Annotated in this window: 14 protein-coding genes, 1 tRNA gene and 2 rRNA genes; 6 read left to right on the top strand and 11 right to left on the bottom strand. The window is 41.6% G+C overall.

Annotated features, from left to right (window positions below):
- Positions 1-7: 7 nt before the first annotated feature.
- Entirely contained in the window at positions 8-2,533 is a 2,526-nt protein-coding gene (locus tag QV280_RS00190) for a class I adenylate cyclase (protein WP_152822041.1), read from the bottom strand.
- Between the two features lie 333 nt (positions 2,534-2,866).
- Here QV280_RS00190 and hemC point away from each other — a divergent pair, with 333 nt between their 5' ends.
- The 6 genes from hemC (at position 2,867) to QV280_RS00160 (ending at position 9,311) form a co-directional block, all read left to right on the top strand.
- Positions 2,867-3,805 carry a hydroxymethylbilane synthase gene (gene hemC / locus QV280_RS00185; protein WP_447026270.1) on the top strand — a complete coding sequence of 313 codons (939 nt, stop codon included), beginning with the start codon at positions 2,867-2,869 and terminating at the stop codon, positions 3,803-3,805.
- A gap of 5 nt (positions 3,806-3,810) precedes the next feature.
- Positions 3,811-4,557, top strand: coding sequence for a uroporphyrinogen-III synthase (locus QV280_RS00180; protein WP_253912600.1), 747 nt, complete (start codon positions 3,811-3,813; stop codon positions 4,555-4,557).
- On the top strand, positions 4,557-5,711 hold the full coding sequence (locus QV280_RS00175) for a uroporphyrinogen-III C-methyltransferase (protein WP_152822035.1): 1,155 nt from the start codon (positions 4,557-4,559) through the stop codon (positions 5,709-5,711). The genes QV280_RS00180 and QV280_RS00175 overlap by 1 nt, the downstream gene beginning before the upstream one ends.
- Positions 5,708-6,886, top strand: coding sequence for a heme biosynthesis protein HemY (locus QV280_RS00170; RefSeq protein WP_152822033.1), 1,179 nt, complete (start codon positions 5,708-5,710; stop codon positions 6,884-6,886). The genes QV280_RS00175 and QV280_RS00170 overlap by 4 nt, the downstream gene beginning before the upstream one ends.
- 404 nt (positions 6,887-7,290) lie before the next feature.
- Entirely contained in the window at positions 7,291-8,358 is a 1,068-nt protein-coding gene (locus tag QV280_RS00165) for a hypothetical protein (RefSeq protein WP_152822030.1), read from the top strand.
- Entirely contained in the window at positions 8,355-9,311 is a 957-nt protein-coding gene (locus QV280_RS00160) for a polysaccharide deacetylase family protein (RefSeq protein ID WP_216643782.1), read from the top strand. The genes QV280_RS00165 and QV280_RS00160 overlap by 4 nt, the downstream gene beginning before the upstream one ends.
- A 495-nt stretch (positions 9,312-9,806) precedes the next feature.
- Here QV280_RS00160 and QV280_RS00155 read toward each other — a convergent pair whose 3' ends face one another.
- From QV280_RS00155 to QV280_RS00110, 10 genes are all read right to left on the bottom strand, one after another.
- Positions 9,807-10,370 carry a hypothetical protein gene (locus QV280_RS00155; protein ID WP_152822028.1) on the bottom strand — a complete coding sequence of 188 codons (564 nt, stop codon included), beginning with the start codon at positions 10,368-10,370 and terminating at the stop codon, positions 9,807-9,809.
- Positions 10,367-10,654: a hypothetical protein gene (locus QV280_RS00150; protein ID WP_152822026.1), complete on the bottom strand. Its 288-nt coding sequence runs from the start codon at positions 10,652-10,654 to the stop codon at positions 10,367-10,369. Before QV280_RS00150 ends, QV280_RS00155 begins: the two co-directional genes overlap by 4 nt.
- A gap of 753 nt (positions 10,655-11,407) precedes the next feature.
- Positions 11,408-13,120 carry a hypothetical protein gene (locus tag QV280_RS00145; RefSeq protein WP_447026257.1) on the bottom strand — a complete coding sequence of 571 codons (1,713 nt, stop codon included), beginning with the start codon at positions 13,118-13,120 and terminating at the stop codon, positions 11,408-11,410.
- A 197-nt stretch (positions 13,121-13,317) separates the two neighbouring features.
- The gene (locus QV280_RS00140; RefSeq protein WP_152822941.1) at positions 13,318-14,427 is read right to left on the bottom strand and encodes a tyrosine-type recombinase/integrase; all 1,110 of its coding nucleotides are present in this window, start codon (positions 14,425-14,427) and stop codon (positions 13,318-13,320) included.
- A 225-nt stretch (positions 14,428-14,652) separates the two neighbouring features.
- A complete protein-coding gene (locus QV280_RS00135; protein WP_152822943.1) occupies positions 14,653-15,111 on the bottom strand; it encodes a hypothetical protein in 459 nt (152 codons plus the stop codon).
- Complete coding sequence (locus QV280_RS00130; protein ID WP_447026256.1) at positions 15,108-16,058, bottom strand: site-specific integrase; 951 nt, start codon at positions 16,056-16,058, stop codon at positions 15,108-15,110. Before QV280_RS00130 ends, QV280_RS00135 begins: the two co-directional genes overlap by 4 nt.
- 244 nt (positions 16,059-16,302) lie before the next feature.
- Positions 16,303-17,326 (bottom strand): IS630 family transposase gene (locus QV280_RS00125; protein WP_447026255.1). Its coding sequence is split into 2 segments (ribosomal slippage): positions 16,303-16,873 and positions 16,872-17,326, totalling 1,026 coding nucleotides; the frame shifts between segments, so codons are not numbered across the junction.
- Positions 17,327-17,568: 242 nt separating this feature from the next.
- Positions 17,569-17,659, bottom strand: a tRNA-Ser gene (locus tag QV280_RS00120).
- An 81-nt stretch (positions 17,660-17,740) separates the two neighbouring features.
- A 5S ribosomal RNA gene (gene rrf / locus QV280_RS00115) occupies positions 17,741-17,856 on the bottom strand.
- Positions 17,857-18,035: 179 nt separating this feature from the next.
- Positions 18,036-20,924: ribosomal RNA gene (locus QV280_RS00110) — 23S ribosomal RNA — on the bottom strand.
- Positions 20,925-20,974: the final 50 nt, after the last annotated feature.

Genomic DNA, 20,974 nt, shown 5'->3' with positions numbered 1-20,974 from the left:
CCTCTGATTAACAGGCACCGACCACAGCAGAAGGTGTTGAGCGGAACTCACTATCACTGCGATACGGCACGATAAAGCTCTCTTTATCGTGCTGATGGATAATTTGATAATACTGCGGAAGGTTAAAGTTCGCCTTTTCTCCCTCAACATTTAAATCGTTGGTATAGAAATTATTGATTTCGCCAACCACTTCATTCTTATCCAAACCATACCTATGATAAGCCTCAGAAGCATTGCTTTCATCCAGTACATAGATGTTAAAGCCACCTTCGGTATCTTCAAAGAAGAACTGAATTAGACCTTCACTGGCAAAACTATCAATGATATCTGGCAAAGAGAAATCATTCTCTTTATTCAGTTTTTCTAACGGTGAGCCCGTCAGTTTATTAGTGGAAATACTTTGATAGAAATCCACAGAGTTTTCTAAGGTTTGTATTGATACGCCGCGACGCTCAAAGAACAAACCGTACATTTTACTTCCCACACCGATAGCTTTAAAACGACGACGTTTCTCTTGCTCGACGGGTTTTAAACGAAGCTCAATACACTCAGCTAATAACTGATAAACGGTATTACGCATCAATCCACGGAAGTTTTTGCTATAGCTAAACACATCTACAGATTCGGGATGCAACGCATCTTGGTGCATCTTGCCCAAAATGGTTTTTAGTGCATCCAAAATACTGGTCTCTCCGCGGAAATGCAGAGTACGCACTTCATGCCAAGAGTTACGATAAACCAAATCAACACTGCCAATCATGCTAGAACTGTCTTTGCCACACGAAAACAGATTGACGTTACGGCTGTCTTTCTTAGCTTGGCGTGAACTAAGTTTGGCTGTGGGATCATCTTCCAAGTTGATAAACATCACCAACTGGCTGATCTCACAAGGACTGGCCAAAGCTTCCATGGTTGGACGTCGTTTACGCAACGAGAAGGTATTTCTTAGGTCACTCACCATCTGATAAAGCTTGTCGATATCGATATCAGCACTACGCACTACAGAGTGCAAACGAGTCGACTCAGTGATTAGGCCGTTGAAAAACGCCCAAGCAACCAGTTTACTTAACGAGGTATGATGCTCAATAGGTGACTGACCAATGATGCGTTCCGCTTTTAGTGGCTGTTTGTATAAATACCAACCTTGCGGATTACTGCGCCCTTCTTCCACCTGAATAAAGCTCAAATCTGGTTCATGTAGATCAGGGGATATTTGTTGGCTTAATAGCGTCACCTTGCCAGGTAACACCTCAAAAGCGGCATACAGTTTACGCGCTAAAATAGAGATATCTTGTGGGCTAATCACCGAGGTGATGTCATTACGACGCGCAAATTGGATTAAGTTACGGTAGCTTTCCATCAGAGCATCAAGCAGGTTGTGATGCACAACCTTAACGCGCTCTACTTTCCAGTGTCTGCGTGTATCAAGCTCTTGAATATCATGCTTGCTCCAACCCCAACTAGAAGTCATCTGCTGCATCACTTCACGACGCCAAGGCACAGAACCTAATTTAGGTTCTTGTGATAGCTTCTCGTGTGTTTTCAAATAGAAACAGCGACGTACTAGATCTAGACGCGTTTGGTCACCGATTTTCTTCAGGTATCCGGTTACTTTTTCTAGCATACCGTAGTAGGTATCAGCGCTACAAAGCTCTGGATCTTCGTTAAAAAAGCGACGTTTAGTTTCAATACTTAACAGTTCTGTTTGAGGGTACTCCCACGAGTAAGCTTCAAGCAAAATCGCTTTTAATACAGATTTATAAGGTGAATCGATGCTTTTGAATAGTTGCCAAAGACTAGAGCCAAAATACTCTTCTGCTGGGATCTTATTCAGTTGGCCAAAATCAAGCCACTGCGAACAATCAAGATCGCCACTTAGGCACAACTGTGCAACATACTGGTCGTAGTCTTCGTCTATTTCGGGAGGAACGATACTCCACAATAAGCGTTGCCCCGCCATGCGCATGGCAGAACGATAAAATTCATCCAGTAACAACATGTGCTGAGAAGAACCGCAGTTCTCACCAGTCATGGCTTCACTTTTGTTTGATACTTTGAAGCGCTGATCATCCATTAGGAAGAAGTTAGCTTCAACGCCTTGCTGTTGTGCCCACTCGGTAACGCTTAAACATTTATTTGCTAATACGCTACGTTTTTTAGCCGACATTTGTGGGGAAATACAAACCCAAATATCCAAGTCACTGGTTAGACTCTGCCCAATGGAAGAGGTACTACCCATGGTATAAAGAGCAAGTATATCAATACCTTCCGGTTCAGATACTTCTTCGCCACAAGCACGAACAGCAGTATCAAGGAAGTTTTTTTGGTCAGCATTCGGCGAGAAATCGAAAATACCTTGAGGTACGTCGCCAGAAGTATAAGCAGGAAGAGCAGGATTGTTGTAATGCAGTAATAGCGGGATGAGAGAGAATACGTGTTGACCCTGAGCATCCATCATACCTAGAGCACGGTTTTTACGCTGTTCGTTCAGCGTGTCGAGTCTAGTAATTAATGTACGAATGTCTGTCTGCAAGTCAACTTCCCAACTATAGAAATGAAAATAGTGAGTGATGTAATTTCACACAAAAACCCCACAAAACGTGAGCAATCTAACACTTTTTGGGGTGTAGGTAAAGAAAATCACCTACTCCTAGCATTTAGTAACAATTAACAAGCAGGAAGAATAACTGAAAGTGATAAAAGGTCACATAACTGTATTCGTTAGGGCGTAAATAGCGTGACTGAACTCACAGATGAACATAAAATTTGTTATTAAGTGCGATAGTAATATCAAGCCCAAATCTCACTGCTGAATATTTATATCAAGCAGTGATAGAATCAACTCATCTTTCATTTAGTTAGCCCCATTATGTCAAAACAAACTCTGCGAATTGCAACACGAAAAAGCCCTCTTGCTCTTTGGCAAGCTCACTATGTGAAATCTCGCTTAGAAGAGGTTCACCCAGATCTCGATATCGAACTAGTGACTATGGTGACCAAAGGCGACATCATTTTAGATACCCCACTGGCTAAAGTGGGTGGAAAAGGGCTGTTTGTAAAAGAGCTAGAAGTCGCCATGTTAGAAGAACGCGCCGATATCGCCGTTCACTCAATGAAAGACGTGCCTGTCGATTTTCCTGAAGGGCTTGGGTTAGCGGTAATATGTGAACGTGAAGATCCTAGAGATGCTTTTGTCTCCAACACCTATAACTCTATTGATGAGCTTCCGCATGGCGCAACCGTAGGGACATGTAGCTTACGTCGCCAATGCCAAATTAGTGCCGCGCGTCCTGATATCATCATTAAAGAGCTTCGCGGTAACGTAGGCACTCGTCTAGGTAAGCTAGATGATGGACAATACGATGCCATTATCTTGGCTGCAGCGGGTCTTAAACGACTAAAACTAGAACAGCGTATTCAAAGCTATATTGAGCCAGAGCAATCTCTTCCTGCGGTAGGACAAGGCGCAGTGGGCATTGAATGTCGCATCAATGATCAGCGAGTGCTAGACCTAATTAAACCACTCAATGACGCTGATACCTCAGATCGTGTCCTTGCTGAACGCGCAATGAACCTTGCCTTAGAAGGCGGCTGTCAGGTGCCTATCGGCAGTTACTGCGTCATCACTGCTGATAATAAACTGCACTTAAGAGGCTTAGTGGGTAAACCCGATGGTACTGAAATCATCAGAGCAGAAAGCGTAAGTGAACGCTCACAAGCTGTCAAAATGGGTGAAGACCTTGCTCAGCAACTATTAAGCTTGGGCGCAAAAGAAATTCTGAGCGAAGTTTATAGTCAAGGTTAACTGACATGAAGGCGCTTATAGTTCGACCTCAACCTGCAGCAGAAGAACTGTATCGCACCTTAAAAAATCTAGGGGTAGCCTCTGAATGCTGCCCTGTTGTCTCATTTCAATCTTCTCATCTAGCGGCTTCATCCTTAGAGTTCCTAGTTAAATGCGATATTATTATTGCGGTTAGCCAGCCCGCCGTTCGCTTTACTCACCAAGCTCTTATTCAACACAATAACCCCTGGTCGCAACGTGCTCGCTATTTAGCGGTGGGTTCAAAAACCGCCTCTTGCTTACAACAATTGACTCAACAACCAACCTTATCGCCAACGTCAGAAGATAGCGAAGGGTTACTTGAGCTTTTGGCTAGCTATGATCTAAAAGGTAAAAAGGTGGCCATATTGCGCGGAGACAGTGGCCGAGAATTACTTTTTGCCCGCTTACAACAGCTAGGTGCAGAAACCGCTTATATAGAAAGCTACGCTCGACATTGGACAAACTTTGATGGTGAGGTTCAAGTTAAGCACTGGCAGTCAACAGGAATAGACCATCTAATTGTTACTAGTTTCGAACAATTAAAATTCTTTACACAACAAATACCTACCCACAGTAAAAATTGGTTACACTCTTTAGAGCTGATAGTTCCGAGTGAAAGAGTCGCTCAATTAGCATTACAGCTCGGCTTTACTCAAGTGCGCAACATTAACGGCGCTTCAAACCAAGCCATCATTAATAGTATTCAGGGCGAATTACATAGGAAAATATAATGACTGACGACAAAAAACTCGATAACGACACTCAAGTTGACAAGAGTAACCCTGTTCCTGCTTCGCCTAAGCCAAAGAAAGCAACCACACCCAATTCGAAAGAAAAAAAAGAAAAAGCAGAGCCTAATAAGCCGGCGAAAAGACTCGCTATTGCTGCTGTCATCATTTCAATACTCACAGCAGGTGCTGGCTTTTATTATTTCAATCAACAAAATCAAACCTTACAGCAACAGCTTGCTGCGGTTTCAAATCAGCTAAAAAGCACTCAACAAACGCTCAACAGCCAACTTCAAGAAACCCAAAAAGCCAGTGAACAAACGGCAAATGAAGCAGTTAACCGAGCCGAAGTATTAATTAGCCAACAGCAAAAAAGCATTGAAAGCCTGCAACTGGCCATTGCAGATGTCAAAGGACGCCGTCCCAATGACTGGTTACTCGCTGAAGCCGATTACCTAGTAAAACTGGCTGGCAGAAAGCTCTTCTTAGAACATGACTTAGTCACCGCAACCAAACTAATGGAAGCCGCCGACCAGCGCATTGCAACGCTCAATGACCCAAGCCTAGTTCCACTGCGTAAAGCAATGGCCAATGATATCACTGAGCTTCGTAGCCTACCGTTAGTCGATAAAGACGGTCTTGCGCTTAAGCTAATCGCTCTGCAACAACAGGTAGACAAACTACCGCTAGCAAATGCCATTCTTCCAGAAGCACCAGAGGAAGCACAAAAGCATGTATCGACAGATATCCAAGATTGGAAGTCAAACTTAAGCACCTCGCTAGAGAACTTTGCTGAACACTTCATTACCTTCCGTGTTAGAGATGGCAGTGCGGTACCTTTGCTTTCACCTCAGCAACACTTCTACTTGAGAGAGAACATTAAAGCCAAGTTAGAAACCGCCATCAAAGCCACCTACTCAGAGCAAGAAGAAATCTATCAAAAAAGCCTGACTGTTGCGGTTGAGTGGAGCCAAACTTACCTCGATCAAGATGCAAAATCAGTACAAGAGTTTGATCGATCACTGAGCGATCTAGCAAAAGTTAAAGTCGACTTAGAATACCCACACAAGCTAGAAACCAACCAGTTGATTGCCGATATTATTCGTGAGCGCTTACGCCGTGAAGTAACCACCATCGTTGCGGAGGAAAACAAATGATCCGTCTACTCTTTGTTTTTATCGCACTCGGTATTGGCCTAACTGTCGGCACGCAGTATGCCGGTCAACAAGGCTATGTCCTTATCTCTCTTGCCAACTATACGATTGAGATGAGCGTTACCACCCTAGTTATCTTTATCATTGGTGCTCTAGTAGCGCTGTTTCTTGGTGAATACTTAATTAAGCGTTCTCTTAGAGCCTCTAGTGCCACTTGGAATTGGTTTAGCAATCGTAAGCTGAAAAAAGCCCGTCGCCTAACCAACGAAGGCATCATTAAGCTTATCGAAGGTGACTGGCAAACCGCAGAAAAGAAAGTGACTCGTTGGTCTAACTCACATGATATGCCATTACTGTGTTACTTAGTGGCGGCAGAAGCGGCACATGAGTTAGGCAATCACGATAAACGTGATAAGTATTTTGAACTGGCGGCTAAACAGGACAATTCCGATCTTGCTATCGGCCTAACCAAAGGTAAACAAGCCATGGCTGAGGCTGATTTTGCCACAGCTTTTGATGTGCTATCTAGCTTAAGACATGATCACCCAACCAACCCACGTTTGCTGAATCTACTCAAAACTTGTTATATCCAGCTTAATTGTTGGCAGCCTCTATTAGAGTTACTCCCCGTCCTCAAGCGAGCTAAGGGAGTGACAAAAACGGAATATCACACCCTATTAGTACAAGCCCACGCAGGACGAATTACCGAACTGGCTAACCAGCAAGGTGTCAGTGGCATAGTGAAGTATTGGGATAGCTTATCGAAGAACATCAAGTCAGAAACAAAGGTTATTGTGACTTTTACCTCTGAGCTTATAAATAGAGGCGCAGATTCAACAGCAATTACCGCTCTTAAAGAAGCGACTAAGAAGTCTCAGCACGCCGATATATTAAATGTCTACCCAACATTAAACATCACCGACTGGCACTCAGTATTGACGCACCTTAAAGGACTAGATAAGAAGTTCCCTGATAACGGCGATTTACACAGTGTAATAGGCCAGATCCTGATGCTAGAAGCAAAATGGGCTGATGCACAACGCTATTTTGAAGCAGCCTTAAAACTGCGCCCAAGCGCCCACGACTACGGCCAACTCGCCAATGCATTGCATCAACAAAACTACACCAATGCTGCCAACGAAGTCTCACAGAAGGCACTGCTTTTATTAGGGAAGTAAACTAAGGTAGGGAATCTAAGCCGCTGTTAATCAGCGGCTTTTTTGTAAATGCAATCAATTGATATTTTCACCAATATAGATTGAGTACTACCCACTCTACCACCCATAGATCAATCACCCATTCGCAGTTAAATAAATCTAAATCTCGACACATCGATAGGGCTTACTATCGCTATAAACCTGTACCTACGAACTATACTCATAGTGGCAAAAATACCGCTGTAACTAGCAAAGCATCTATTGATAATCCAATACCAATATTGCCTTACATATCATAGTGTTAACCTTTTAGCGTAGTACGCTATAGTTATGTTATGGATTATCAACTCTATTTTTGAATAGAGCGGATTAATTAAAATTGAACTACGCATCGAAATAATTTTTTGTTTTCTTATGGGTTTGTAATGAGTATTAAGATCGGTTCTGCAAGTGAACTAAATGTCGATATGGCTTCTGTCGCATCGTTCTATCAAGCAAATTGGGCACGAAGAATAGCACTGTCTAATGAGCAATTTTATAAATGGCAGTTTTTGGATACTCCAAACAATATTAGTGACCAATGCTGTCTTGCTATAAAGGGTGATGTGATTCTGGCTGTTATGGGTTTAACAGAAAGGCCTTTTTTCTTAAAAAATAGAGAACAAAAGGGAGCAGAGTTAACTACTTGGATTGTTGAGGAAAAATCAAGAAACCTAGGCTTAGGGCCTAAGATGCTTGACTACCTTAAGTCTAAGTATAGCGTCATGTTCGGAATGGGCATCTCAGAGCAAGCGTTGCCTATTTATTTAAGAATGGGGTTTAAGTATCTGAAGTCGATACCTAGATTTATTCGGGTTTTAAATCACGAAGCAGTAAAAAAGTTTGGTCATGATACTCCTTTAGTTAAAAAGTTAAGCAAGACTAAAAGCAAGCCTACAAAATATACTTGTTTAGAACCCTCAAAGCATATTGTGGATGAGATTTTTTATACCTTTGCTGCTAGTAATAACCTTTTTGTACGAGATTACAGCTGGATTAATTGGCGCTATATAGAACACCCTTCATTTCCTTACCAAGTTAAAATTATTGAAAACGAAAACCATGAAAAATGTTTAGTGGCTTATCGAGTTGATGTCCTTGATGATTTAAAAATCATGCATTGTGTTGATTTACTAGGAAACAAAAGAGCTTGTTTATCAGCCATTTCATTTTTAGAGGATGAAAGTGCCAGCTTAGAAGTTGATATCATAGACTTCTACTCTACTAACTCAGATATTAACTCCCTATTTATATATAAAAATTGGTTACCTGTTCTAGAGTATGATTTCTTTGATTTCCCACATTTATTCCACCCAATAGAACTCAGAAGACCATCTACAACATCATTAATCATGTGGACTAAAGAAGAAGACCCTTCTTTGTACGATATAGGAAAGCTATATATAACCAAACAAGATTGTGACTTTGACCGTCCAGTTGCGGAGAACTTATGAAAAATACATTAACAGTGGCTATGTATCACTATGTTAGAAACATTAAAGACTCAAGGTATCCGGAGATCAAAGGGTTAGAGCTTGATTATTTTATTCAGCAGTTATCCTTCTTTAAGGAAAACTACAACATAGTCACAATGGAAGACGTCATATCATCATTAGAAGGGGATAATTTACCCCCAAATGCATTGTTACTGACATTTGATGATGGCTATGCTGAGCACTTTAATTGTGTTTATCCTGTTCTGAAAGAATTCGGTATTCAGGGATCTTTTTTTGTACCCGTGAAAGCGGTTGTTGAGCATGAATTATTAGATGTAAATAAAATACACTTCATTCTCGCCTCATTATCTAATCTAAACGATATAGTTAATGACATTAAACTAGATATCTCAGCATATAAAAATCAGTTTAATTTAAAAGATTTTGATGACTATTTTGATGAACTTGCAGTAGCCAATCGTTTTGATACCAAAGAAGTTATTTTTGTTAAACGGGTACTTCAACATGCTCTACCAGAAGAATTAAGAAACTTACTATCTAGTAAGTACTTCGAAAAATATGTGGGTATGAATGAACAGTCGTTTGCCAAAGAACTTTATATGAATGAAAGCCAGATAAAACAACTGGTAAGAGATGGTATGCATGTTGGGTGTCATGGTTATGATCATTACTGGTGGGATAAGTTGAATAGCGATTCATTGAAGATGGAGCTAATGAGATCTAAAGAGTTTCTAGTATCTATGGGATGTGATATGTCGCAATGGACAGCTTGTTATCCTTATGGCTCTTCTAGTGACTCTGTGGTGAAAGAGCTCAACCTTCAAGGGTGTAAACTAGCATTCACTACTGAGGTTAAACTTGCAGACATTAATACAAATTCTAAGTTATTAATCCCAAGGTTAGACACTAACGACTTTCCACCCAAGAGTGATAATTATAAAAACTACTGAACATAGGCCGTTTTTACATGCCGTGTCTGAAGCCAAATACATTACCTATGGAAGCATAAAAGTAGGTAGTGGCTACAATCAACAAGGGAATAGGACACCATAACTGTAAGGTACTTCGTCTGATGGTTATGGGACGAGATTTGGGGTTTTAGGCGGGTTTAGTATCGTTCGAATAGTCTTGTTGCACCAAATTTTTAGGAATGCAAACGCGGACAAAACAGACGCTATGACGGCTATTATATGGATACATTGACTCACCTGAGTTTTTTAGGGATCCAGAAACGAAAAAAAGCCCTGATAAATCAGGGCTTTAAATGTGGCGGAGAGATAGGGATTTGAAAATTATCTATCTTTAAACCTTATCTATAACCCCTTGTTTAGGTTGGGATTAAGATTTGAGAAACCTTAGAGTCAACTTCAGTTGACTGATGTAATTGACAATAGTTGTATTTTTGAACAGTGTCAAATCTTAATTTGGGGTAAATGTTTCTACGATTAATCTACAGGTAGCCACACTTTGCTGAAGTAACGACCATTATTTTTTTCTGCTAAAGACTGGCATTTTTTGTGTGTTGCATTAAAAGCTTTTGTAAACCCAGATAAACTAACATTAAATGACGGTTTGTTAGCAATTTGCACTAGTACTCTATTTCCAGCATTAAAGTCAGTAGCTATTTTATCAGTTACTTCTTTCGCATTACCTTTTTCATTCCCCCATTCTATTTGAATGAATTTATTTGTGGTTAATGGACTTGCCCATGCATTTCTACTTATAGCTTCTCGCTTATCTACGCGAATTTTCAATGGATATGTCTTACCCGCTTGAGTAATGCTATTACTATGGAATGCAATTGAGGGCTCGTAATATTTACCGTATGGTGCCATTCCACATTTCAGGCTTAGGAATTGGCCATTTATACTTTCCGTTCGATACATTGTAAATTTTTTATCTGTAAACTCATCTTTGTAAAAATCTTGAAACCAAGCTGAATTGGCAACTGCATTACTAGAAAAAATAAAACTAGCAGTAGCAAGTGTAAGTAATTTTAATAGTTTCATATATTATTTTCTTCTTTAATGTTCGATTCTAGTAATGAGATAGGGTAAAGGCGTATTGGTTTTGGTTTGCCAGACTCGGGATCCAGAAACCTTGTTTTTGGTTCAGCAAAACAATAGTGGTTATCATTTTCTCTTAACTGTGGAATTAGACAAGCATCGGTAAAGTTTTTCTGTGTTGTATTTTCAACTTCACCTTTAAGCCTCATAACTTTGAAAGTATATATAGTCATATATTCAAGGTTATTAATAATATAATAACCATTTGATATACGATTTTCAGACATTATCTCATGTAGCATTAATGTTCTCTTATCTTAGAATTCAATATCTTGTTTACATATGCATAGCATTTTCAGTGACAGTATTGCTCTTCTGCTTGCCTGATTATTGTCAAGTGTACCATAACTAAATGAAACATAAGGCATATGTGTCATGTTTCGTGCTTTGAATTTTCGTAAAAACGAGCTTGCGTGTTATCTCTTTTTAACAATGCTCGTTATTTTAGGTCACGCTGTTAATATCCTTCCTCATCATCATAGACTCTATATCGTCTGCCATATTCATCTCGTTCATAATGATGTGGCCTATGAACAGGATCACTTTCTCCTTGATATATATAGTCACTCTCAGATCTACTTATTCTGGTGGAGCTACTTGATTTGTTTTTTTGATACTTAAGGTCTGAATTAGTAATTTTATTTTTGACTGACTCTTTTTTTCTTGGTTCTATCCAAAAATCTTTCAAGCAAAAACAAAGTACAATAATTAAAAAGAATAGATATAAATAAATAACAAGCATTTCTTAATTTTACCTATAACGAAGTTTACAAATCACTGATAATTTGACTTTATATACAACTTGAAAAGTGGAAATGTTAACTGGTTGATATATCTAACTTTCACTGCGATCTATGATTGCAACCTTAAAGAACCTTTAATTAACAAGGTACATTAATATTAACATGAAGGCTAATCTTCATGTCATTAATGTGATGATTGATTTACTTTCTGATAGGAATGTATGCGTTATCATATATTTATGGCCTCATGGTTGGCTCTGGCGAAGGAGACCCTTTTTCAGTACCTGGTTTTGGGGTCTGCATTGTTTTTAGCTCCTTAGTTAGCGAGTAGTCTTTTATCTTGTCTTCATTCGCTTTGAGATATTTCATTACGCTAGATTCTGCAATGCTGTTATTGAGTGTTTTGAATGCGGCGATAACTTGTCTCCAAAAACTTTCATAGTGGCGATCCCCCTTTTTAGCATCGATGTAGCGGTCGATTGCGGCAATTGCAATTGCGATGCCTTTGCTGAGATCAAGAGTGGCTTCTTTACTTTCAAGTTCTTTTACGCGCTTGTGCAATTGAATAGCCTCTTGCTCTAAAGCCTTGTTCTGTTCAATTATCTGACGTTGTTGGTGCCTCTTATCTTCAATGTCCAATGTATGCTGTTTAAGATCTTCCTCTGCTTGCTGCTGTTGTAGGTATAATTTTTGTATGCTTAACTCCGATTGTTGCATCTCTTGCTGAGCCGTTTGCATCGCCTGTCTGAGCTCGTCTATTTCTTTTTTGTGTTCTTTGATATCTAATTGGGCAATTTTTAATTCATCATCAATTATTGCTTTTCTCTCTTTATGCTCTTTCTCAAGAAGCGCTCTTTGCTCTAGCAGTTTTTGTTGCTCTTCCAATGAGCGAGAGTGGAAGTTATAGCTACGTTTAGCCTTGGGAAGCCTTGCTTCTCGGCGCATTTCTTTATTTTTCTCTAGTTGTTCCTGAGTTTTTTCTACTCTGGTAGCTTCAAGCTCGATCCCGTTTTTTTCAAAGTAGTAATTGGTATAGAGCAAAAACATCGCCTGCCAGTATTCACCGCGCAACTTTGAGTAGTAATAGCTTTTCTTGATCTTACTTTCTTCCCAGAAACTCTGGTCTTTCTCTGAGAGTGTATTGGTGACATATCGTTGAATCGCTAGTTCTTCGCATTCTCGTAGATCGAATTCTTTCGTATGCCTATTTTGTCCATCGATAAAGCAATGAATATGGCTACAAAGGTCTTCATGTTCGAGTCGCTCGTCGCCATGAATGACGGATAGTTTTATTTCATGATTGGGAAGAATTCGATTTAGAAAGCCATGTACTAGCTCAACATTATGCTCTGGTGTGACATCGATATTGCTAACTTGCCATTGTAAAGGGATTTTAAAAATGACTTCTTGAAAGCGTGTATGTTGCCCAGAGCGTTCTGATTGCGTCAAAGCGTTATGTGCATTGATATACTTGCTAAGCATATTCAGGCGCTGTTTAGCGCGTTGTTTTAATAGCGGCTTAATATCTTCAAGGACTTTAGTGCGCAGCGGATGATTACGAGGAGTCTCCAGCAGCTCTTGAAGGGCATTCGCAGCCAAAGGGTTATCCGCTTTCCTTTCGGAGTTGATAGCCGATTTCAACTTAGCTGTATAGTTAGCTAATTGGGTTTGCTTTTGTTTCTTGTTTTGGATGTTGGGTGGGTTGAAGCTCTCAATTAGCTCAATTCTATCACTCTCTGATAAATCGTTGAGTGGCTTTAGTTCACCATCTAAATAGAGATAATTACACTGACTGAGATTTTCGTTCCACTCGATTGACTTCAATTCGTCTTCAGTTAAACGAGAAAGGCAACGGAGTGTGTGCGCTAATGAACGGCACATTTTGGCTTTGGAAATAGGTGCTGCTGTATAGTTCTTCTGAGCAGCAAATGTAGCGATTTTTTTTCTCATTTGGTCACCTGTGGGACAAGCGATCAAACTGCTAAGTTTGCCAAGAGCTGATATGCATCTTTTCCTTTAGAAAAGTGTAATATCAGCATACTTGGTTACACCAGCATGACCTCTACCTGAATAAAGTGCCATGTTGGTATTATTCAATTGAGCGATAACAGTTTGCGCGCTGGTTTTCTTTGTGTGAATTACTGGGTTTAGGCTGCGCGCTTAAACAGGTTTGAGACATGAGTGATGAGCTTAACATGCCATGAGGTAGGCTCTTTTACGGCCTCTTTTGGGAAGCTTTTTGTTAAAGCGGCTGATATTGGTGTTGAAGATAACCGTTGGGTCAGCTGCTCTTCAGGGGCGATCTCGTTATCTGATTTAATCCACTTAGCATAATGCTCCTCGAAGACTTTGATATCAGTATGACCCAGTTGCTCCGTGATCCATTTAATAGGCAAATTGGTACTGGCAGCATGGCAAGCAAAAGTCTTACGACATTGGTGCAGACCGCGAGTACGAATATTCAGTTTCTTGAGGAAGTGGCGATAGTAAGACTGGTCTAAGTCTTTAGTGTGCTTATAGTGCGCTCCCGATTCGCTATGTCTTGCCAAGATAGGAGTAAAGTTACGTTTTTCGACGGAGTTGTTGTCTTGTAAAACGACATCTATGGAGTGTGTTGTTAATGTACCTACTGAAATATGTTGTTGCAGTAAGGACAGTACTTCGGTTGATAGATTAATAGTGCGCTGAGATGATGGAGTTTTCGTGCACTTATATTTATCTTTTGGCTTAGCCAGACTTACAGTATAAGTTTTATCATCAAAATTCAGTGACTCTAAATTGAACATGATGACTTCGCAGGGACGAAGCCCTGTAAGGCACATTAGAATGACGGCAAGAGCACCACTGTCTCCAGGCTCAAAGCTATCCATCATGCGTCTGACTTCTTCAACACTAAATGGGTCAATATTTTCCTTGGCACGAGCCTTGATCACCTGCTTAGGCGATTTAAGATTTGAAATACCTTTCATAGGATCTGTAGCAAAGACTCCATCTTGATATGCCAAGCTGAATAATTTACGCATCGGCGCGAGACGGTTATTGATGGTCTTGTTACTTGAACCTTTACCTTGCCATAGAGTAATAATGTTGACGATATCACTGTGTTTGATGTCTTCAAACTCATACTCAATCAGTGCTTGTTGAATGATGTTTAGGCATGAGATTTTAGCTATAGCCGTTGTTTCTGAGTCATTAGCTTTCGAAGCGTTAGAGATAGTATCGATGTATTTATTTAACGTTGATGGAATTACTTTCATAGTGACCTTTTTTTATTTTTATTAGTGTCTATGAATGTATTACGACCGTTTTTTTTAAATTCTTCGATTTAAAACGGAATTAATTTTGACTTACGCTTCAAATGTGAGTTGGATCGTGTATTTGGTCGGTTTTGCTGAATAAATATATAGTCAATATCACGTAGATATACAGAAAGTGACTAGATGCTTTTTCCAGACAAAAGCATCTAGCCACTCATTATTTTCCTAGCTTAAGCCCAATAAAATACACATGTTCTGTTTTTTGTACTTTAAATGCTTGAGCTCAAATTGAAATTGCCGATCATGCTTACGCACCCAAATCCTACCTGTATGCTTGTTAATCCGTTTAATCACATAACCTTGCTGAGAGAGAAATAGCATAGCAATGGATAAATTATCATTGGTAGTATGACAGGTAGGCTCACTGTGCTCTGGTGGCAACGACAGATTGAGTAATGCGAGTACTTCTTGAGTCCAAGTATGAGGAAATCCTTGCTCAACCAAGTTTTCTATAGAAGAGTTTGGCGTAGATAAAAGAGTACGAAATAGTGCAACGCATCGTTTTATCTCATAGTCAGGCCATCCCATATTCATGTATGAGGTCAGGTGTAGGAGCTCATTAATCGGCTCTTCTTCCACGAGTTCAAATAGAGACTGAACCGCTTGTTGAGTACGATATGTCATAATGCTTCCTCCGATAGGTTGAGCGAAAAAGCTTCTACCACGTCAAGCTTGGACTTAAGGTTTAAGCGCTTGCCATAACGACCAAAGGTCATATTGCTATTGGTGTGACCAACAATTTCAGCAACTTGGGTTTCCGCTATTCCTTGTTGCTTTAAGGTGTCAATAAAGGTGTGCCTCAGTCCATATGCTGTTGGCCGTATATGTGGCTTCATACCCATCTTTGATTGAAGTTTTCCAAATTGAGTACGGTATTTTTTTGACCAATCTTGGTTAATATTTAATGGTTCATAGTCAAAGAGCTGTTTTTCTCTGCGTCCATTAACGTAGTGAGTGAAACCTAGCTGAAGGAGCATTGAGTGAATTGGTATTGTGCGGATGGCATGTTTGTTCTTCACATGCTGTTTTTCACCAGCATCAGTGATTTTTATATATGGAATTGTGCTTGAAAGACTGACATCGTGAGTTTCGAGCTGACAAGCTTCAGAAGGCCTTAACCCCATATAGAGTTGCATCATCGTTACCCACTTAAGTGAGTCAGTGGCCGATTGGAAATAGCTACTCTGCGTCAATTGTTGTAGCTCTGCGGCTGACCACCTTATTCTTTCATCGGAGGCATGTTGTTTGGACTTAAATTTGTATTGAATCTGCTGGGCAGGGTTGGTCTCAATTTTTTCCATTACATGCAGCCATTTAAAAAACTGCTTAATAGAAGCGAAGAACTCTTTATTCGTCTTCGCACTTCGGTGTTCTGCATTTAAATGAGCGATGTATTTCATGAACAAAGCTGTATTGAAATTGGCGTCTTTTAGGGAACGATAGAATTGAATGAAATGAGTAATTCGTTGTTTTAATTGGTGAACAGTTAGAGGGGTAATACTTTCATTAGCTTTATGGGCAGAAAACTCAGCTAACCATGTGTCGAGAGGAAGGCGTGTCGGTGGCGTCATCTTTTTATTAATTACTGTTGAGCTAAAAGACAAAGCTGTTGTAGTGTTATGTGGTAAGGGTGAGCTTTCCCATTGTTTCCACGATGTTGTGATTAATTTGTGAAGCTCTAATTTAAAAGTGTCTAAACAATCCCTAGTTAATGGCTGATTGCATATGAAATTATCTAGGGACTTAATGACAATAGGGGCTGTGATTAAGTTTCTACGAAGAGCTTCTCGACGCTCTTTATACCAATTCCGTTAATTAACTTATCAAGTTTAACCAATCTCTAAAGCAGAGTGAGATGACTCTGCTTTTATCTTCACAAAACCGATTCCACGCTCTACATAGTGTCTCTACAATATCGTCATAATTTTCGAAGCACCTATTTGCTACTTCATTTTGACGCAGCCAACTCCATACCTGTTCTATAGGGTTAAGTTCGGGAGAATAAGGTGGGATATGAATGATGGTGAGGTTCTCAAATTCATCTGCAAGATAGCTCTGGTGCCAACTCGCTTGATCCATGATCACAACAGCATGCTTGCCAGCGGGTGTGGCTTGAGAAATTAATCTGAGTTGCTCTTTCATTGCTTCCATATTGCTCAGGGGAGCCACTATCGCTTCTGCTTCTCCTGTCGTGACACATACTGCTCCGAAAAGGTATGCATACTCAAACTGCTGTTGTTGTACTACTCTAGGGCGCGTACCTTTCTCTGCCCATATTCGCGTTGTTGTATTGCGTTGACCAAATCTAGCTTCGTCTTGAAACCATATTTGAACATCTTTTAAGGCGACATGGCCAGGGATCTTAAGGATCGTTTCGATTGGGAATTTTTTTAAAAGCTTCTTGAGCTTCAATTGACTGCTTAGGATGTTTGGAACGAGTAGTAATCCAACTCAAACCTATGTCATGTAATAACTGATAGAGCGCCGACTTTTTATATGATGTACTGAAATTGCTTTCTATATAGAGCCCAATGTCTTTTGCTTGAAGGCGACCGCCACTCTCATTTACGGCATGTTCGATAACATACTCTTTGAGTTGTGATTTTTGCTCGTCTGTTAGGCGATGAGGTCTACCAGTGTGTGGTTTCTCTTGAAGTCCTTCAAGACCATTGTTGAGATATGCTTTAACCCATTTATTGACGCTTACTCTGCTAACTTTAAGGTACTTAGCTATTTGAGTGCGACTTTTACCGTCAACAAAATGAGAAACGGCTAAATAACGCATTCTAAGTCGAGCGTTGGATGTGGAATTAATCAGACTCGGAAAATCATGCTTCATAAGGACTCCTTTAAGAGCCCATTATTAGATCATAAAATTAACGGAATTGGTATTAGTATGAAGACTTATCTTGAAATCGAACGGAAAGCCTAGTTTTACTAGCTTCTTGGGGGTACAGATTCGGGTGTAGTACACCGAATTGGGATGTTTGTATAGGTACAATTGACTCACCTCATTGGTATTGAAGTGACTCCCTAGTTCCTTAAATGCAAAAAGCCCCTGATAAATCAGGGGCTTAGATATGGCGGAGAGATAGGGATTTGAACCCTAGAACCGCTATTAACGGTTGCCGGTTTTCAAGACCGGTGCTTTCGACCACTCAGCCATCTCTCCACAAATTGTTACTAGTTAAGGTCTTATAGATGCCTTATCCAGTTTTTGTTCCTAGATATAAAATCTAAAAACTTAATTAAAGCCTGGCGATGTCCTACTCTCACATGGGGAAACCCCACACTACCATCGGCGCTATTATGTTTCACTTCTGAGTTCGGCATGGAATCAGGTGGGTCCACAATGCTATGGTCGCCAAGCAAAATTTTGCTTTACTTTCAGCTTTTCAAAAAAGCTAAAGGTAAAATAATCTAGAAAGCTGTATTTAAAAGTCTCTGTCACACATTCAAAGTTCTACTTTGAGTCCAGGACCTACAAGGATGTAGGAACTGCAGTAAATTGTCTGGAACAATTTCTGCCAAAACCCCTTGGGTGTTGTATGGTTAAGCCTCACGGGCAATTAGTACAGGTTAGCTCAATGCCTCACAGCACTTACACACCCTGCCTATCAACGTTCTAGTCTCGAACAACCCTTTAGGACACTTAAAGTGCCAGGGAAGACTCATCTCAGGGCTCGCTTCGCGCTTAGATGCTTTCAGCGCTTATCGATTCCGAACTTAGCTACCGGGCAATGCCATTGGCATGACAACCCGAACACCAGAGGTTCGTCCACTCCGGTCCTCTCGTACTAGGAGCAGCCCCCTTCAATCTTCCAACGCCCACGGCAGATAGGGACCGAACTGTCTCACGACGTTCTAAACCCAGCTCGCGTACCACTTTAAATGGCGAACAGCCATACCCTTGGGACCGACTTCAGCCCCAGGATGTGATGAGCCGACATCGAGGTGCCAAACACCGCCGTCGATATGAACTCTTGGGCGGTATCAGCCTGTTATCCCCGGAGTACCTTTTATCCGTTGAGCGATGGCCCTTCCATTCAGAACCACCGGATCACTATGACCTGCTTTCGCACCTGCTCGAATTGTCATTCTCGCAGTCAAGCGGGCTTATGCCATTGCACTAACCACACGATGTCCAACCGTGTTTAGCCCACCTTCGTGCTCCTCCGTTACTCTTTGGGAGGAGACCGCCCCAGTCAAACTACCCACCAGGCACTGTCCGCAATCCCGATTAGGGACCTACGTTAGAACATCAAGCATACAAGGGTGGTATTTCAAGATTGCCTCCACAAATACTGGCGTACTTGTTTCAAAGGCTCCCACCTATCCTACACATGTAGGGTCAATGTTCAGTGCCAAGCTGTAGTAAAGGTTCACGGGGTCTTTCCGTCTAGCCGCGGGTACACTGCATCTTCACAGCGATTTCAATTTCACTGAGTCTCGGGTGGAGACAGCGTGGCCATCATTACGCCATTCGTGCAGGTCGGAACTTACCCGACAAGGAATTTCGCTACCTTAGGACCGTTATAGTTACGGCCGCCGTTTACCGGGGCTTCGATCAAGAGCTTCGACCTAAGTCTAACCCCATCAATTAACCTTCCGGCACCGGGCAGGCGTCACACCGTATACGTCATCTTACGATTTTGCACAGTGCTGTGTTTTTAATAAACAGTTGCAGCCACCTGGTATCTGCGACTCCTAGTAGCTCCATCCGCAAGGGACTTCACCGCCAAGAGCGTACCTTCTCCCGAAGTTACGGTACCATTTTGCCTAGTTCCTTCACCCGAGTTCTCTCAAGCGCCTTGGTATTCTCTACCCGACCACCTGTGTCGGTTTGGAGTACGATTCCTTATAATCTGAAGCTTAGAGGCTTTTCCTGGAAGCATGGCATCAATGACTTCACTGCACGTAGCAGCTCGACATCGTATCTCAGCGTTAAGAAAGTCCGGATTTACCTAAACTTTCCGCCTACATACTTGAACCTGGACAACCATCGCCAGGCCCACCTAGCCTTCTCCGTCCCCCCATCGCAATTATAAGAAGTACGGGAATATTAACCCGTTTCCCATCGACTACGCCTTTCGGCCTCGCCTTAGGGGTCGACTTACCCTGCCCCGATTAACGTTGGACAGGAACCCTTGGTCTTCCGGCGTGGGGGTTTTTCACCCCCATTATCGTTACTCATGTCAGCATTCGCACTTCTGATACCTCCAGCAGCCCTTACAGACCACCTTCAACGGCTTACAGAACGCTCCCCTACCCCGCACACAAAGTGTGCAGCCGCAGCTTCGGTGTATAGCTTAGCCCCGTTACATCTTCCGCGCAGGCCGACTCGACCAGTGAGCTATTACGCTTTCTTTAAATGATGGCTGCTTCTAAGCCAACATCCTGGCTGTCTAAGCCTTCCCACATCGTTTCCCACTTAGCTATACTTTGGGACCTTAGCTGGCGGTCTGGGTTGTTTCCCTCTCCACGACGGACGTTAGCACCCGCCGTGTGTCTCCCGGATAGTACTCAATGGTATTCGGAGTTTGCAAAGGGTTGGTAAGTCGGGATGACCCCCTAGCCTTAACAGTGCTCTACCCCCATTGGTATTCGTCCGAGGCGCTACCTAAATAGCTTTCGGGGAGAACCAGCTATCTCCAGGTTTGATTGGCCTTTCACCCCTAGCCACAAGTCATCCGCTAATTTTTCAACATTAGTCGGTTCGGTCCTCCAGTTGATGTTACTCAACCTTCAACCTGCCCATGGCTAGATCACCTGGTTTCGGGTCTAATTCTAGCAACTCGACGCCCAGTTAAGACTCGGTTTCCCTACGGCTCCCCTATTCGGTTAACCTTGCTACTAAAATTAAGTCGCTGACCCATTATACAAAAGGTACGCAGTCACGCTTCGAGGCGCTCCTACTGCTTGTACGTACACGGTTTCAGGTTCTATTTCACTCCCCTCACAGGGGTTCTTTTCGCCTTTCCCTCACGGTACTGGTTCACTATCGGTCAGTCAGTAGTATTTAGCCTTGGAGGATGGTCCCCCCATGTTCAAACAGGATATCACGTGTCCCGCCTTACTCGATTTCACTTAAAACAACATGTCGACTACGGGGCTATCACCCTTTATTGCGGCACTTTCCAGAGCCTTCGTCTGTGTCATTAAAAGCTTAAGGGCTAATCCAATTTCGCTCGCCGCTACTTTCGGAATCTCGGTTGATTTCTCTTCCTCCGGGTACTTAGATGTTTCAGTTCCCCGGGTTTGCCTCATTAACCTATGTATTCAGTTAATGATACGTGCTTATGCACGTGGGTTTCCCCATTCAGAAATCCCAGACTCAAATGGTTATTACTACCTAATCTGGGCTTATCGCAAGTTATTACGTCTTTCATCGCCTCTGACTGCCAAGGCATCCACCGTGTACGCTTAGTCACTTAACCATACAACCCCAAAGGGTCTTGCTTAACGCAATACGTTTGCTACAACGTAG

It is taken from the genome of Vibrio sp. B1Z05 (genome assembly GCF_052955985.1).
The sequence above is the reverse complement of the archived record's forward strand: the minus strand, read 5'-3'. Positions and strand labels throughout refer to the sequence as shown.

Excerpts from the sequence above, each read along its gene's own strand:
- QV280_RS00180 (WP_253912600.1), top strand. The coding sequence starts at position 3,811 with ATGAAGGCGCTTATAGTTCGACCTCAACCTGCAGCAGAAGAACTGTAT.
- QV280_RS00175 (WP_152822035.1), top strand. The coding sequence starts at position 4,557 with ATGACTGACGACAAAAAACTCGATAACGACACTCAAGTTGACAAGAGT.
- QV280_RS00170 (WP_152822033.1), top strand. The coding sequence starts at position 5,708 with ATGATCCGTCTACTCTTTGTTTTTATCGCACTCGGTATTGGCCTAACT.
- QV280_RS00165 (WP_152822030.1), top strand. The coding sequence starts at position 7,291 with ATGAGTATTAAGATCGGTTCTGCAAGTGAACTAAATGTCGATATGGCT.
- QV280_RS00160 (WP_216643782.1), top strand. The coding sequence starts at position 8,355 with ATGAAAAATACATTAACAGTGGCTATGTATCACTATGTTAGAAACATT.
- QV280_RS00155 (WP_152822028.1), bottom strand. The coding sequence starts at position 10,370 with ATGAAACTATTAAAATTACTTACACTTGCTACTGCTAGTTTTATTTTT.
- QV280_RS00150 (WP_152822026.1), bottom strand. The coding sequence starts at position 10,654 with ATGTCTGAAAATCGTATATCAAATGGTTATTATATTATTAATAACCTT.
- QV280_RS00145 (WP_447026257.1), bottom strand. The coding sequence starts at position 13,120 with ATGAGAAAAAAAATCGCTACATTTGCTGCTCAGAAGAACTATACAGCA.
- QV280_RS00140 (WP_152822941.1), bottom strand. The coding sequence starts at position 14,427 with ATGAAAGTAATTCCATCAACGTTAAATAAATACATCGATACTATCTCT.
- QV280_RS00135 (WP_152822943.1), bottom strand. The coding sequence starts at position 15,111 with ATGACATATCGTACTCAACAAGCGGTTCAGTCTCTATTTGAACTCGTG.
- QV280_RS00130 (WP_447026256.1), bottom strand. The coding sequence starts at position 16,058 with ATGACGCCACCGACACGCCTTCCTCTCGACACATGGTTAGCTGAGTTT.